This is a genomic window from Mesorhizobium sp. 131-2-1, from assembly GCF_016756535.1.
In the GTDB taxonomy this organism is placed as follows: Bacteria; Pseudomonadota; Alphaproteobacteria; order Rhizobiales; family Rhizobiaceae; genus Mesorhizobium.
Map to the genome: position 1 here is coordinate 5391375 of NZ_AP023247.1, position 15620 is coordinate 5406994.

12 protein-coding genes are annotated in these 15620 nt (G+C 66.1%); all 12 read right to left on the reverse strand.

Annotated features, from left to right (window positions below; genetic code table 11):
- Positions 1-2: 2 nt before the first annotated feature.
- A complete protein-coding gene (locus tag JG743_RS26240; RefSeq protein ID WP_202302975.1) occupies positions 3-1076 on the reverse strand; it encodes a class II aldolase/adducin family protein in 1074 nt (357 codons plus the stop codon).
- Positions 1076-2593: a glycerol-3-phosphate dehydrogenase gene (locus JG743_RS26245; RefSeq protein WP_202294152.1), complete on the reverse strand. Its 1518-nt coding sequence runs from the start codon at positions 2591-2593 to the stop codon at positions 1076-1078. Before JG743_RS26245 ends, JG743_RS26240 begins: the two co-directional genes overlap by 1 nt.
- A gap of 34 nt (positions 2594-2627) precedes the next feature.
- Entirely contained in the window at positions 2628-3668 is a 1041-nt protein-coding gene (locus tag JG743_RS26250; protein ID WP_202294155.1) for a 2-hydroxyacid dehydrogenase, read from the reverse strand.
- A gap of 10 nt (positions 3669-3678) precedes the next feature.
- The gene (locus JG743_RS26255) at positions 3679-5232 is read right to left on the reverse strand and encodes an FGGY-family carbohydrate kinase (RefSeq protein ID WP_202294158.1); all 1554 of its coding nucleotides are present in this window, start codon (positions 5230-5232) and stop codon (positions 3679-3681) included.
- The gene (locus JG743_RS26260) at positions 5232-6356 is read right to left on the reverse strand and encodes an ABC transporter ATP-binding protein (RefSeq protein ID WP_202294161.1); all 1125 of its coding nucleotides are present in this window, start codon (positions 6354-6356) and stop codon (positions 5232-5234) included. Before JG743_RS26260 ends, JG743_RS26255 begins: the two co-directional genes overlap by 1 nt.
- Positions 6353-7471, reverse strand: coding sequence for an ABC transporter ATP-binding protein (locus JG743_RS26265; RefSeq protein ID WP_202294163.1), 1119 nt, complete (start codon positions 7469-7471; stop codon positions 6353-6355). Before JG743_RS26265 ends, JG743_RS26260 begins: the two co-directional genes overlap by 4 nt.
- A gap of 5 nt (positions 7472-7476) precedes the next feature.
- Positions 7477-8334, reverse strand: a complete 858-nt coding sequence (locus JG743_RS26270) for a carbohydrate ABC transporter permease (RefSeq protein ID WP_202294166.1) — start codon at positions 8332-8334, stop codon at positions 7477-7479.
- A gap of 9 nt (positions 8335-8343) precedes the next feature.
- Positions 8344-9264 (reverse strand): carbohydrate ABC transporter permease, encoded by a 921-nt coding sequence (locus tag JG743_RS26275; protein WP_202294169.1) that lies wholly within the window; start codon positions 9262-9264, stop codon positions 8344-8346.
- 154 nt (positions 9265-9418) lie between these two features.
- Positions 9419-10864 carry an ABC transporter substrate-binding protein gene (locus tag JG743_RS26280; protein ID WP_202294188.1) on the reverse strand — a complete coding sequence of 482 codons (1446 nt, stop codon included), beginning with the start codon at positions 10862-10864 and terminating at the stop codon, positions 9419-9421.
- Positions 10865-10909: 45 nt separating this feature from the next.
- Complete coding sequence (locus tag JG743_RS26285) at positions 10910-11884, reverse strand: sugar-binding transcriptional regulator (protein ID WP_202294191.1); 975 nt, start codon at positions 11882-11884, stop codon at positions 10910-10912.
- A gap of 249 nt (positions 11885-12133) precedes the next feature.
- On the reverse strand, positions 12134-13369 hold the full coding sequence (locus tag JG743_RS26290) for a VWA domain-containing protein (protein WP_202294194.1): 1236 nt from the start codon (positions 13367-13369) through the stop codon (positions 12134-12136).
- The gene (locus tag JG743_RS26295; protein ID WP_202294197.1) at positions 13362-15620 is read right to left on the reverse strand and encodes a DUF5682 family protein; all 2259 of its coding nucleotides are present in this window, start codon (positions 15618-15620) and stop codon (positions 13362-13364) included. The genes JG743_RS26290 and JG743_RS26295 overlap by 8 nt, the downstream gene beginning before the upstream one ends.

Below are 15620 nucleotides of genomic sequence, written 5' to 3' on the forward strand. Positions count from 1 at the left end.
CGTCATTGCAGCGTGGTTCCACTGCGCCGGTTGAGCTCCTGACGGTATTTCTCGGCGTCCCAGTTCAAGAGCTCGCCATTCTGCTCGACACTCAGATAGTTGATGCGCGCCGCCGGATCGACGCGGATGGCGACATCGGCAAGGCAGCGCGCCATCGCCTCGGCGCCGGCATTGGCATCGCGGCGCATCAGTATCCCCTTGCCGGGAAAGAGGATGGAGGCCGGTGCCGGCTGCCCGGCTGCGGCTATCCGCGCCACGACAGCCGCGGCATTCTCGTTCGGACCGGCGATCACCGATCCGACGCCGAGGAAGATCACATGATCCGGATAGAGACTGCCGGACGCGGCGATGCGGCAACTGGCAAGATCGGTGGCGGCGGCATGCGCCTCGACAGCAATGGGGAGCCGGTAGCCGCTGCCCATGGCGAGCCGGATCAGAGCGTCGAGGTCGGGCGCCGGCGCCTTGCGCGGCGTCCGGGCGAGCAGCCCGGTGACGCGCCTCAGCAGCAGGTTTGCTTCGACGACGGTGTCGGCGGCAACGACCAGCCCATGATTGCCAAGCACCAGCACATCGGTGCGCGGTTTCAGCCGTTCGGCGATGCCCTGTGCCAGCGGCAGCCCTGGGCGGCGATAGGGCACGAAGGCCCAGTCGAGGCCGCGCAGCCGCTCCTCCAGCAAGGTCTCGGCATTGGCCTGCACGGCGATGGCTATGGTCTCGACGCAATGGACATGGACGACGATCTTCTGCGGCAGCAGCGCATGCACCGTGGTCTCGATGGACGGCCGCAGGCGATGCGGATTGAGATGCGCCGGGGTGAATTGATCGGCCTTCTCGGCTTCCGGGCTCTTGCGGGCCACCGCATCGAGCAGGGGCGCCAGTTCCACCGGCACCATAATGTCGGCGGTGGCTGCATTCATCAGCCAGGTGCCGGAGGCCTTGATCCACAGCAGGCCTGCCTCTTTGAGCGAGGTGTTGCCGCCGGCGCCTTGGACCAGCAAGGGATCCGCGCCAACGCTGGCCGACAGCACGCGCAGTGCCTGCAGCTCGGCGGCTTCGTGATCGACACGTGCAGCCATCAGCCGGCCTTTGCCAATCGGTTCGCGCACCAGTCCTCGAAGGCCGCCCGCTCCGCGGCCGAGAGATGCAGGGCGTGCTTGGTGCGTCGGTCGAGGATGTCGGCAGCAGTCAACGCCCACTCATGCTCGAACAGGTAGTTCGCCTCGCGTTCGAAGAAATCCTTGCCGAAGCGCCGCCCGAGCTGATCGAGCGAGCCGGCGTTGCCAACCAGGGCGCGTGTGCGCGTGCCGTAGAGCCGGCCGTAATGCTTGAGCAGCGAGGCCGGCATCCAGGGATAGTCGCGGCCGAGATCGCCGAGGAACTGCTCGAAGTCGGCGTCGGCGATGTCGCCGCCCGGCAGATGCGCACCGGAAGTCCACGCCTTGCCCATCTTCGGAAAGAACGGCTGGATGCGGTCGAGCGCGTGCTCGGCGAGCTTGCGGAAGGTGGTGATCTTGCCGCCGAAAACGGAGAGCAGCGGCGCCTGCCCGGTCGGCGCGTCGAGCTCGAAAATGTAGTCGCGCGTCACCGCGCTCGGATTGTCGGCGTTGTCGTCGTAAAGCGGCCTGACGCCGGAGAACGAGTAGACGACGTCGCCGCGCGTCAGCCCGCGCTTGAAGTAGCGGTTGACGACCTTGATCAGGTAATCGATCTCGCTCTCGTCCGCCGTCACGTCTTCCGGCCGTCCGTCATAGGGGATGTCGGTGGTGCCGATCAGCGCCAGATCGTTCTGATAGGGGTTGATGAAGATGACGCGCTTGTCGTTGTTCTGGACGAGATAGGCCTGCCGCCCTTCCCAGAATTTCGGAACGACGATATGGCTGCCCTTGACCAGGCGGACGTTGCGCTTGGAATTTTGCCCGGCGACGCGGTTGACGACGTCGTTGACCCAGGGGCCGGCGGCATTGATCAGCGCCCTTGCCCGCACCGTGGTCTTCACACCGATCCTGCCGTCGCGCATCTCGACGACCCATAGGCCGTCCTCGCGACGGGCGGCGGTGCAGGCGGTGCGGGTGAAGACCTTCGCCCCGCGCTCCCCCGCGTCCAGGGCATTGATGACGACGAGGCGGGCATCGTCGACCCAGCAATCGGAATATTCGAAGCCGCGCTTGAAGGCATCCTTGATCGGCGCGCCCTCGGGCGCGGATCGCAAGTTCAGCGTGCGCGTGGCCGGCAGCCGCTTGCGGCCGCCGAGATGGTCGTAGAGGAACAGGCCGATGCGGACCAGCCAGGCCGGGCGGTCGTCGGGACTGTGCGGCAGCACGAAGCGCATCGGCCAGATGATGTGGGGCGCGGATTCGAGCAGCACCTCGCGCTCGATCAGCGCCTCGCGCACCAGGCGGAACTCGTAATATTCGAGATAGCGCAGGCCACCATGGACCAGCTTGCCGGAACGCGAGCTTGTGCCTTCAGCGAGATCGTCCTTCTCGCACAGGATGACGGACAGCCCACGGCCGGCGGCGTCGCGCGCGATGCCGGCGCCGTTGACGCCGCCACCGATGACGAAAAGATCGACAATGTCGCCGTCACCGCTCATTTCGCCGAACCCTCTCCAAAACGCTCCATGGCGGTCAGCACGGATTGACCGGCGGCAGGCCGGCAAGATAGCGGCGCACTTCCTCGGCCGCCTGCTCGGCCGCGTAGGTGACGGTGCGCACCGACGCGCCGGCGATATGCGGGGTCAGCGTCACATTTGGCAGCTGAAGCAGCAGCCAGTCGGAAGGCACGGGCTCGACGGCGAAGGTCTCCAACATGGCACTGGCGATGCGGCCGGAGACCAGCGCCTCGTAGAGGGCGTCATAATCGACCAGCGGCCCGCGCGCCGTGTTGATGAAGATCACGCCGGGCTTCATGCCGGCCATGGTGTCCTTGTTGATCAGGCCACGGGTTTCCGCGGTCACCCGGGAATGCAGGGTGACCACGTCGGAGCGCGACAGAAGATCATCGAGAGGCACCAGCTCGACGCCGGCATTGCGGTCGTCCGCGCTCAACTGAACATAGGGATCGCAGACCAGGACGCGGCAGCCGAAAGCGCGCAGCAGACGCACCACCTTGGTGCCGATATTGCCGTAGCCGATGACGCCGACGGTCATCTCGCTGAGCTCGCGGCCGGTGCGGTCGGCGCGGTAGAGATCGCCGCGCCATTCGCCCTTGCGCAAGGCCTCGTGGCCGACGCGGATTAGTCGGGTCTCGGCCAGGATGGCGCCGATGGTGAACTCGGCGACGGCGCTCGCGTTGCGGCCGGGAACGTTGACCACACGGATGTCGTGAGCCTTGGCGGCCGCCATGTCGATGTTGATCGGACCGCCGCGCGACACGGCGACCAGCTTAAGCCCCGGCAGGCGCCCCATCATTGCTTCGGAGAGCGGCGCGAGCTGGGTGACCAGGATCTCGGCGTCACCGATGAAATCGACCACCTCGTCCGGGTGGCCGAAATACTCCTTCACCTTGTCGAGGCCGAGCGCGGCGTTGCCGAATTCCATCGGCTCGTCGGGCCATGCTGTCTCCAGCGTGCGGATATCGAGGCTGTTGCCGCAAGCTTTCTCGATCTGCGTCCGAAAAACCTCCGGAAGCATGAAACGGTCGCCGATGATCGCAATTTTCCTGTGCATGCTCGACTTCTCAATTTGCCTTCGTCGCGGCCATCGACCGCCAGACCGGACGCAGCGCCTCATGCGCCATTGTGTAGGATGGCGCCATTTTGTCGTAGATGGCGGCGAGTTCCGGGTCGCTCGGCTCAGCCTCGCCAAGCAGGGGCGTGACCCATTCGGCGACGCAATCGTCCATCGACCGGTAGAGGCCGAGGCAGACCGCCGCGATCATCGCGGCACCCGCAGCGCCCGCCTCCTCGCGCTCGCTGGTGCGCGTGGCGGCGCCGACGGCGGCGCCGAGGATCTTGCGCAAGGCCGGGCTGCGCGCCGCGCCGCCGGTAAGGCGGATCTCGCGCGGCAGCGGGCCCATGGCGGCGTAGCAATCGCGCGAAGCGAAGGCTAATCCCTCGAAGACGGCGCGTACCATGTCGGCATAGCCGTGGCGCGAGGAAATGCCGACGAAGCCCGCCCTGGCATTGGCATCGACGAAGGGGCCACGCTCGCCGGCCTCCGACACATAGGGCTGGTAGATCAGCGACGCCGGCTTCGACGACGATATCCAGCCGTCGACCAGCGCGATCATCTCGCCGTTCGAGCGCGAGATGCCTTGCGAGGCAAGGATGCCGGAGGCGAGGCCGAGCACCCAGTCGATGTTGAGCGTCGCCGCCATGTTGGATTGTAGCTGTGCGAAGACGCCGGGCGCCGGCATGGTCATGGTGTAGCCGGTCTTGGCCTCATTGAGCTGCACCTCGTCCGGCGTCTCGGCAAGCCGCATATGCATGCCAGTGGAGCCGATGATGGTGCAGCCAGGCTTGTTTTTTCGGTCGAACAGGCCGGCGCCGAGCGCGGTGCAGACGACGTCGACATAGGTCAGCACGACCGGCGTGCCGGCGGTGAGCCCGGTCGCGTCGGCCGCAGCCTTCGACAAGCCGGCACTGTGCCTGGTGCCGTCGACGATCGGCGGCAGCAGATGCCTGAGGTCGGCGACGCCGAGCACATCGAGCACCTCGTCGCTGTAGTCGCGCGTGCGGAAATCGCCGAAGGTGAACGTCCCTTCCGACGGGTCGGTGGCGCGCTCGCCGGTCAGCTTGAAATACAGCCAGTCCTTGCAGTGGAACGCCGTCGCGGCCCTCGCAAGCATGGCCGGCATGTTGCGCTTCATGAAAACGAACTGCGATCCCTGCTGGCAGGCGGCGAGCCCGCTGCCGGTCTTTTCGAAACGCAGCCGGTCCTCCGGCCGGGCGCGCATCTCCTCGACGATGTTGGCGGCGCGTGCGTCGAGCCACAACCAGCCCTTGGCAACCGGCTCGCCAGCCTTGTCGATCAGCCAGGTGCCGTCGCCCTGCCCGGTCACGGCAATGGCGATCACCCTATCGGCGAGGTTCGGCACCTTGTCGGCCAGCTGGCGCAAAGTGGTCGCCGCGTCGACCCAGGTGCGCGCCAGATCCTGCTCGGCGCCGCCGCCCGGCAGCGTCTCGTAGCGGTTCGGCAGCGCGGCGGCCGCAATCTGCCGGCCCGCCCTGTCGAAGGCGACGGACTTGATGACAGACGTGCCGGCGTCGACGCCGATCAGCACATCCCGCATCAGGCAAGCTCCATCCCGTGCGAAATCGCCTTGCCGTCGGCCTGGTCGAAGACGTGCAGGTTCTTCGGATCGATGCTGACATTGATCGGCTGGCCGAGCTCGAGGCGGGTGCGGTCGTGCTCGACCAGCACCAGCGAGCCGCCAGCGAAATCGGCGGCAATATGCGTCTGGTCGCCGAGCCATTGATTGGCGGAGACGGTGGCCGGCACGCCGTCCTTCGAGCGTCGCACGGCATAAGGCCTGACGCCGATGACAACGCGCTCGCGGGCAAGCAGCTGGTCGCGCACCGGGCCGCTGAAGGCGTCCTTGTCGTAGTCGAGCGACAGGCCGTCCGGGAGCCTCAGGCTGATTTTGCCGGCGGCCGAGCCGACAAAGGCCTCGAACACATTCATCGGCGGCTCGCCGACGAAGGTGCCGGTGAACAGGTTCGCCGGCCGCCGCTTGATCATGTCGGGCGTGTCGAACTGCTGCAGCACGCCGCCCTCCATCACCGCGATGCGGTCGGCGAGCGCGTTGGCCTCGGTCTGGTCATGGGTGACGAGGATCGCGGTCAGGCCGCGCTCCTTGATGAAGTGCTTGATGCGGCCGCGCAGCACGGCGCGCAGCTGCGGCTCGAGCTGGCCCATCGGCTCGTCGAGCAGATGCAGGTCGGCATTGCGGATCAGCGCCCGGCCGAGGCTGGCGCGCTGCTGCTGGCCACCGGAGATCGAACTCGGATAGCGCTCGAGGATGTCCTCGATCTCGAGCAGCTTGGCGATGCTGGCGACCTTGGCGTCGACGTCGCTCTTCGAAAGCCTGGCCGCCTTCAGCGCGAAGGCCATGTTCTCGCGCACGGTGAGCGGCGGATAGAGCGAATAGCCCTCGAAGGCCATCGCCACGTTGCGCTTGACCGGCGCCAGCGTGTGCACCTTGCGGCCGGCGACCGAGATCGCGCCGCGCGAGACCTCCTCGAAGCCGGCGATCATGCGCAGCGTCGAGGTCTTGCCGCAGCCCGACGAGCCGAGCAGCGCCACGATCTCGCCCCTGGCGATGTCCATCGTCAGCTGCTTGACCGCATGCACGCCGCGGTCGATCGGGCCGTAGAACTTGTCGACGCCGGAAATGGTGAGGGCGGTGGCGCTCATGCCGCTTCTCCGCTGCGCAAGTTGACGACCTTGTTGGCGCCGATGCGCTCGCCGCTCGCACGATCGAACAGCAGCGCGCTCTTGCCATCGACGGCGATGTCCGCCTTGCCCTCGGCCTGGCCCGGCGTTCCAGCCGGGCGGGAGACCAGGATTTCGCGGCCGCGCACGGTGCGCACCAAAGTGACGATCTTTTCGTTGAGTGGAGTCTCGGCCTCGACCGTCACCGGAACGGCGCCGGGCGTGCCCTCGCCGACGAAGCTCAGCGCCTCGGGCCGCAGACCGATGATGCAGTCGCGGCCGACCGCCGCCTCATAGGCGCCGGCAAGATGAACCTGGACGTTCGACAGGCCGACAAAGATGCCCTTGGCGTCACGGGCCGGCTTGACGTCGAGCAGGTTGATGGTCGGGTCGCCGAACAACCTGGCGATCTCGACGTTGGCCGGCTCGCCATAGATCTGCTCGGGCGTGCCGAGCTGCCGGATGACGCCCTGCGACATCACCGCGATGCGGTTGCCGAGCGCCATCGCCTCCTTGTAGTCCTGGGTGACGTAGACGACGGTCGCGCCGCGGTCATGCAGGAGCCGCGGCAGTTCGAGCCGCATCTCAAAGCGCAGTTTGGCATCGACGTTGCGCAGGGGATCGTCGAGCAGGAGCAGCGGCGGCGAACCGACCAGCGCGCGGGCAAGCGCGGTGCGCTGCTTCTGGCCGTTGGACAGCGCGCGCGGCTTGTGGCTCAGCACATGGTCGATCTTGAGCAGCTTGGCGACGCTCTCGACGCCGGACTTGATCGTACCCTGCGAGGAATGCCTGGCCTCCAGCGGCGTTGCGATGTTGTCGAAGGCGGTCATATGCGGGAACAGCGCGAAATTCTGGAACGCCATGCCGACGCCGCGGAATTCGGCGTCGACGTCGGTCATGTCCTCGCCGCCGATCAGGATCTTGCCCTCGTCGGGGTCGATGACGCCGGCGACCATGCGCAGCAGCACCGTCTTGCCGGCGCCGGAAGGTCCGAACAGCACCAGCGTTTCGCCGTCGGCGACGGTCAGCGACAGATTGTCGAGGACTGTCTGGCTCTTGTAGCGCTTGACGACATTCCTGAGTTCGAGGCTGGCCATCAGAGCTACCCTTTCACGGCGCCGAGCGAGAGGCCTTCGACGAGATAGCGCTGCGCGTAGAGCGCCAGCGCCAGCGTCGGCGTGATCGACAGCACGATCGCGGCCGAGATCTGGCCGTATTGAATGCCGGACGAGGTGATGAAGGCGAGCGCGCCCACCGTCACCGGCTGCTTGTCGGCGGAGGCGAGCACCAACGCGAAGACGAAATTGTTCCAGGCGAAGATGAAGGCGAGCAGGCCGGCGGCGGCGATGCCGGGGCCGGCAAGCGGCAGCGCGATCTTGCGGAAGGTGGCGAACCAGGAATGGCCCCCGATGCGATAGGCGTATTCGATGTCGGCCGGAATGTCCTCGAAATAGCCGCGCACGATCCACAGGATGAGCGGCAGGCAGATCAACTGGTAGACCCAGATCAGCCCGATATAGGTGTTGGCGAGCCCGAGCTTCTGGAAATACAGGGTGAGCGGCAAAAGCACCAGCAGCGCCGGCGCGAAGCGGAACGACAGCAACGTGAAGGCGATGTCCTCCGAGCCGCGGAACTTGTGGCGGGCAAAGGCATAGGCCGCGGGCACGCCGAGCACGAGCGCCAGCGCGACCGAGGTCACCGACAGGAATACCGAGTTCCAGAGGTTGCGCATGAAGGCGATGTCGAGCGTACCGGCCGCCGTCACCAGCTTGCCGGTGATCAGCGCCGTGTAGTTGGCGAGCGTCGGCTCGAAGATCAGCTGCGGCGGGATGCGCAGGATCGTCTCGTTGGTCTGGAACGACATCATGAAGATCCAGACGATCGGGAACATGAAGAAGATCACCACCAGCGTCAGTGCTGCGCCGCGCAGGATGCGTTCGAGAAGCGAGGTGTGCTCCATCCCGGCCTCCTATGCCTGGCCGCGGGCGCGTTCGCGCAGCCGGAGCCAGTTCTTGATGAAGATGTTGGAGAGGAAATAGGTGATCGCCCACAGGATGATCATCAGCGCCGCCGAGCGGCCGACATTGGTCGACTGGAAGAAGTTGAGATAGGCCTCGACCTGGAACACGGTCAGCGTGTCGCCGGGCCCTCCCTGGGTCATCGCGTAGATGATGTCGAACTGCTGGATGGAATCGAGCAGGCGGAACAGCGTCGCCGTCAGGATGTAGGGCGTCAGCATCGGCAAAGTGATGCGGAAGAAGACGAAGCTCCTCGGCACGCCGTCAAGCGCGGCCGCCTCGAAGGGCTGCGTCGGCAGGCTGCGCAGGCCGGCGAGCAGAAGGATCATGATGAAGGGTGTGTAGACCCAGATGTCGACCAGCACGACGGTGAGCAGCGCCGTCGACGGCGAGGACGCCCAGCGGAAATCCTGCAAGCCGATGAGGCTGGCAAGATAGCTCAGCACGCCGAAGCCCGGATTGGTCATCAGCTTCCACATCAAGGCGGCGAGCGCCGGCGCCGTCATCAGCGGCATCAACAGCATGATCGAGATGAAATTGTTCAGCGTCGAGCGCTTCTGCAACAGCATGGCGATGCCGAGGCCGAGCAGCAGCTCGAGCACGACGGTGATGCCGGCGTAGAGCAGCGACACCTCAAGCGTGTTCCAGAACTTCGGGTCGGTGAAGAAGGAGATGTAGTTGTCGCCCCAGTTGAACTGCCTGGCCCAGGGCTGGCTCAGCCGGTAACGCTGGAAGGAATAGACCACCGAGGTCAGGAACGGGATCAGGATGCCGATGCAGACCAGAAGCGCCGGCAGGCTGAGGAGATAGGGCAGCACCCGCTTGCTGATCCTGAAGCCGGAGGGTCTGTGGATTGTCGTCGCCGCGGTCATCGCGCTGTTCCGTTCTCCCGGTTGCTCCGCCCTGCCGGCCGCCCAAGGGAGCAAGGCGGCCGGACGGGCGAGATGGCGGTGCCATCTGGCACCGCCTCGCGATTTTTGTCGAGATCGAGGCCGGCCCGCATTGCGAGCCGGCCGCCGTCCGCTATCAGCCGAGCCCGGCTTCCTTGAGCTGGCCGTTGATGCTTTCGGCCAGCTTGTCGAGGCCTTCGTCGACCGGCACTTCCTTGGCCACCATCTTCTGCAGCGTCGCCGCCCATTCGGTGGTGAGGTCGAAGAACAGCGGCTGCGCCGTGAACTTGATACTGGCGCCGGGCGCCGAGGCGTCGAACATCTCGACATAGCCCGGATAGCTCTTGTTCAGCTTCTCACGGAACATCTCGTCCTTCCAGACCGACTGCCGGACCGGGTTGACGAAGTCCATCTTGGTGGCGCCGAACAGGCAGTGGTCGAGCCCGGAGGCCCACTGCATGAAGTACCAGGTGGCGTCCTTGTCCTTGGAGAAGTTGGACATCGACAGCGACCAGATCCAGATGTTGGGCGTCGGAGCCTTGGCCGCCGGATTGGCCTTGAAGCCGGCGAAGGCGAGCTGGCCGGCCATCTTGTTGGTGCCGCCATTCATGAAGTAGCCGAGGATGTCGGCGTCGAAGATCATCGCCGAGGCGCCGGCGCCGAGATCGGTGCCGACCTGGTACCAGGTGTAGGTCGACCAGTCCTTCGGACCGCTCTCCTGGATCATTTGCACCCACTGCTTGTGGAAGGCCTTGGATTCGGTGGTGTTCATTGCGGCGGACAGCTTGCCGTCGGCCGACACGTTCAGGTCCTTCTGGTCGAAATTGGCGTAGGCCGACAGGAAGCCCGGATGGATCGTCGCCCAGGAGCGCGAGCCACGCACGCCGATGCCGTAGACGCCGCCACCGACATCCTTGGTGAGCTTGGCGGCCGCGGCCACCATCTCGTCCATGCTGCCGGGAACCTTGACGCCGGCCTTGTCGAACATCGCCTTGTTATAGGTGATGTTGTTCTGCTCGAAGCCCCACGGAATGCACCACTGCTTGGCGTCCTCCGAACCCAGCGCCCCACCCGGCTTGCCGTTCCAGGCGCAGGAATTCTTGACGCCGGGCAGGAAGTCGTCCCAGGCATATTTCGGATTGGTCTTGGCCGGGTCCTTGATCCATTCGTTGAGGTCGGTGATCCAGCCGGCCGGGCCATAGGTCCAGGTCATGTACGCGCCGGTCATGAAGGCGTCGTATTCGGAGGAGCTGGCCGAGAGCGCCGCGGTGACCTTGTCGAAATAGACGTCCTCCGGGAACACGTCATAGACGACGTCCATGCCGGTCAGCTGCTTGAAGTTGTCGAGGTCGGCGATCATCGCATCAGCGTAGGGATGCTTGTTGAGCAAGAGCTTGATGGTCTTGCCCTTGTGCGCCTGCCAGTCGAAATCGGCGGCGAGCGCGCGCGTCTGGCCCAGATTGAGCAGAACACCAGCGGTGCTTGCGGCAAGGCCCATGGCGCCCAGCCCCCTGATCAGTCCACGGCGGTCGACTTGTCCACGCAAGAACGCGTCGATCAGGTCTTTTTCTTTCTCATGCATGTCCTCTTCTCCTCCACAGGGTAGTTTCAACCAAAGCGGTGCCGGCTACCCGACCGGCGTCTGTTCCACGAGCGATCGCGCCGTCCGCTCGTCGGTTATCAGGCCCTTGAGATACCGGCCCTCCAGCACTGACTTGATGGCGCGAACCTTCACCTTGCCGCCGGCGACGGCGACGATCCTGCGGTTGGCAATGTCCTCGCGGGCGAGCGCCAGGGCGCGGCTGGAAACCGTGGTCGCCACCGGCTTGCCGGCCTCATCGAAGAAATGGCCGAGCAGTTCGCCGACGGCGCCGTTGCGGCGGGTCTCCTCCATCTCGCCCTTGTCGATCATGCCGGTGGCGACCAGCGAGGCTTCCTGCTCGGCCGTGCCGATGCCGGCCAGCAGCAGGTCGGCGGACTTGGCGAGATCGAAGACCTCGCTAACGCCCTTCTGGCCGAGCAGCACGGCGCGGTCCTCGACCGTGTTGGCGAACATCGGCACCGGCATGACATAGGCTTCGGCGCCGGTGCGCTCGGCAAGGCGGTGGATGACGTCGTGCGGATTGGCCGAGAACTTGCGCGTCAGGCCGCCGAGCAGCGAGACGAAGCGGATTCCGTCGGCCGAGATGCGCGGCAGGTATTCGACGCAGGCGGCAAGCGTGCGGCCATGGCCAACGCCGATGAGGGTGCCCTCGCCGCGCTCGATCTCGCGCTTGAGGAATTGCGCGCCGGCGATGCCCAGCGCCTTGAGCGGCAGGTCCTCCGGATCGAAGTCCGGCACCACTTCGCAATAGTCGAGACCGTAGCGGCCGGACAGCTCGTCCTCCAGCGCCACGCATTCGGAAATCTCGCCGTCGATATAGACCTTAACCAGCCCTTCCTGGTTGGCCTTGGTGATGAGGCGGTGCGCCTTGAGGCTGGTCAGCCCGAGCCGCTTGGCGACCTCCGCCTGGGTCAGGCCGCCGGCATAGTGAAGCCAGGCGGCGCGGGCGGCCATGCTGGTCTCATCGTCGCGCAGGAGGCCGTTGCCCAATCCAACCATTTCCGCCCTTTTGATATTTTTATCAGTTGCTGCAAAATTTTTCACAAGGCTTGGCCGGAGTCAAGCGGCGCTTGTGTGAAATCGCATTGCAGGAGCGAACGGCAGGCAGGCTCCGCGCTTCTCGTCACGCACGGTTGGAAACAGCCCGAGGCGGTCCGGCCTTCAGCGGAAGCGCCGGATTGGTTGCGAGGTGGAACAGTTTGGGCAGGTAGGCGGAAAGGCGTCCCAGGCGACGGCCCGACAGGGCGGCTACTCGCCCGCCTTGAGCGCTTCGCTGTCGGCCCGGATCAGCTTGATATCGGCCCCCGCCGCCCAGGAGGCGATATCCTCCCGGCGCAGAGCCGCTGCCATCATGTCGGGAAAATGATCCGGCGTGCATGCAAAGACCGGAATGCCGAGCGAAGCGACCGAGCCGGCCATCGCGGGATCATAGCCGGGACGGCCCTGATCGGTCAGCGCCAGCAGCACGACGACATTGACGCCCGAGCGGACCAGCGCGGCCAGCCGCTGCAGAAGCTCCTGGCCGTTGCCGCCTTCGTAGAGGTCGGTGATCAAAATGAAATGCGCCTTGGTCGGCCGTTCGATCCGCTCGGCGCAATAGGCGACCGCCTGGTTGATGTCTGTACCGCCGCCAAGCTGGACGCCGAACAGCACCTCGACCGGATCGCTGAGCTCCTCCGTCAGGTCGACGATCGCCGTGTCGAAGCAGACCAGCTTGGTGCGCACCACCGGCAGCGAAGCCATCACGGCGGCGAAGATCGAAGCGTAGATGACCGAGCTTGCCATCGAGCCCGACTGGTCGACGCACAGGACGACTTCGTCGAGATCGATCAGCCGGCGCTGGCGGCGCATGAAGCCGACCAGCCTTTCCGGCACGACGGTCTTGTGGTCCGGCTGATAATGGCGAAGGTTCGCCGTGATGGTGCGCGGCCAGTCGATGTCGCGCTGCCGCGGCCGGTTGGTGCGCCGCGACCGGTCGAGCGCGCCGCGGATCGCCTCGGCGGTCTTCTGCTCGAGGCGCTGCATCAGCTTGGCGACGATGTCGGAGATGATCGAGCGGGCGATGTCCTTGGTCTTGTCCGGCATCGCCGAACGCAGCGAGATCAGATCGGCGACGAGATTGACGTCCGCCTCGATCGCCTTAAGGAATTCCGGCTCCATCAGCATCTGCTTCAGGTTCAGCCGCTCGAATGCGTCCTTCTGCACGACCTGGACGACCTGTTCGGGAAAGAACGAGCGGATATCGCCCATCCATTGCGCGACACGCGGCGCCGAGCGGCCGAGACCACCGCGCCGCTTGCGCTGGTCGGCGGCCGTTTCGCCGCTGCCGTCGCCGTAAAGCGCGTCGAGCGCCGCCGAAAGCCGCCGATCCTCCGCCGACATGGCCGATGATGTTTCATCGTCGGCGCCGATCGCCAGCCGCCAACGGCGTTCCCGTTCGTCTCCCGTGGGAGCGAGGTCCGGCCCGATCGGTTCATCATCCATGGCTGGGCTCCCCGGCGAGCAGCTTCCCGAGGAGACCAAAATGCCTGCGCCAGGCCTCACCACCATCAGGCGCCGGCGTCAGCCCGGCGGGCAGGCTCGCTCTTTTGCCCAGCACGGCCTCGATCAGGCGCCGGCGCTCCATGCTGTCGAGGTTGGAGAAGACGCGGCGCAGCAAGGGCAGATGGGCGACGAAGGCCTTTTCGTCGAGTGAGGCCAGCCACGCATCGACGGCGCCACGCAGCCCCTCGTCATAGATCAGTTTTTGACCGGCGCCGCTGAAGAAGCCCTCGAAGAAGGCGGCCGCGTCGATGACCGGCGTCCCAGGCGACAGGCGCCTTGCCAAAAGGTTGGCTGCGCCCTCTGCGGACAGCCGCCCGGCCTCGTAGAGCAGATGCGCGGCGCAACCGGCAACGAGCGCCGTCGAGCGCGACGACTCGAGCACGGCTGCCAGGCCGCCGCGCCAAGCATCCACGACATCCTCGCCCGGCTCCACCAGCTTGATCGCCTCGTCGGCCTTGCGCAGCGCGCCCATCAGCGCCGCTGCGGCCTGCGCGTCGAGATCGCGCGCGGCGTAAGGCAGCGCGATCGAGCCTTCGATGATCAGCCGTTCCAGCAGGCCGGCAAGGCGCTCGGTTTCGGTCTTGCGCGCTTCGCCATAGCGAATGATGTCGGCGAGCGGCGGCACCGAGGCCAGGAGCTCCAAACACTCGCTGCTGTGTGCCGCCTTTTCCTCGAGGGCAGCAAGGCCAGCCGCCGATGCCTCGCTCAGCGCTGCCGTAATCGCGCTCTGGACCAGCGTGGCCAGGGTATCGAGCGAAGGGGCGGCGCCGATCATCTGGACCAGGCGGCCATTCGCGGCTTTCTCGATGGTCGGCCCGTAGACCAGGTTCTCGACCAGGCGAACCGCATATTCGGGCTGCCAGGCCAGCATCCACCGCTCTCGGAAAGTGCCGCGGCTGCGGCCAACATCGGTCAGCCTGCCCCAGTTGACGCCAAGCACGTTCAGCCGGTGCAGCAGCGTCGAGCGGAAGAGCCCGCTCTCGCTGCGCAGGTCGACGGAAAGTTCCCGCTCGAGCGCTTCGGGCTTCAGCCGCGCCGCCCTCTGATTCCGCTGCAGATCGTCGATCAGCGGCGCAAGGGGCGTGTCGGGCGGAATTTCGCCTACATCGGCGCCGAGCAGCAGTTCGGCTTCGACCATCTTCCACAGCAGGGCCTCGCCGTTGAAGAGGGCTGAAATCGAGGCGTCGCGCAGTTCCTCGAAGCCCGGCTTCGGCCGTTCGCGGATGGCGGCGAGCGCGCGCGCCAGACGCTCTGCCTCGATCAGCGATGCGGTGGAAATCATGTGGCCCTTGGCGCGAAGCACCGCGGCGATACGCGCGAGCCACAGGATGGAGGAGTCACCCTCCCCGCGGGTCTGCCACAGATGCTTGCACCAGCCTGGCGCGACGACGCCGGCGCCATAGCCGTAGCCCAGCGCCAGGCGCGGCCCCGTCCACGGCGCGAAGGTCATCATGGTCTTACGCCGGCCGATGCCCTTGAGCAGCGCCTGGTCGCTCTTTTGCGTGTGCGCCGCCCGCAAAGCGGGCACATGCCACGCGCCGCAGACGACGGCCAGCGGCCCCTCGAACTCCTTTCGCGCGGCGGCGATCTCCAGCCGCATATGCGCCTCGCGCATCGCCTCGAACCTGCCGATCGACGTCTCGCCATCGCGCAGCGTCGTCATCGCGTCGGCGATGGCCGCGAATATCGGGCCGGGTTCGGGGTTCTGCTCGATGATATCCGACCACCAGCTTTCGCCATCCTCATAGCCGGCGGCGCGCGCCAAGGTGCCGATCGGATCGTGAATCCGCGAGGCTTCTTCGCCCTGCGCTTCCGTGACGTCTGCTTCGGCGGCATCGGTGTCTTCCGGGCCGTCGGGCGCCTTCTCGGCCAGCCGCGCGGCGGACGGAAGATCGATGAAGCGCAGCGCCGCCTTGTTGGCGACGGCCCACAGGGCCGCCTGGTATTCGGGTGAGAATTCGGCGAAGGGCCAGAAGCTGGTCGAGGCCGGATCGTCCTCCGGATAGCAAAGCAGCGCCACCGGCGGCTTCATCTCGGCGCTGGCAAGCAGCGGCAGCAGCGGCGAGGCATCCACCGGCCCTTCGATCAGCACCGCGACAGGCTGCAATTCCTGCAACGCCTTGACCAGGCTCTCGGCGGAGCCTGGTCCATGGTGGCGAATGCCGAAATAGCTGATGCCGGCCTGCGTCAT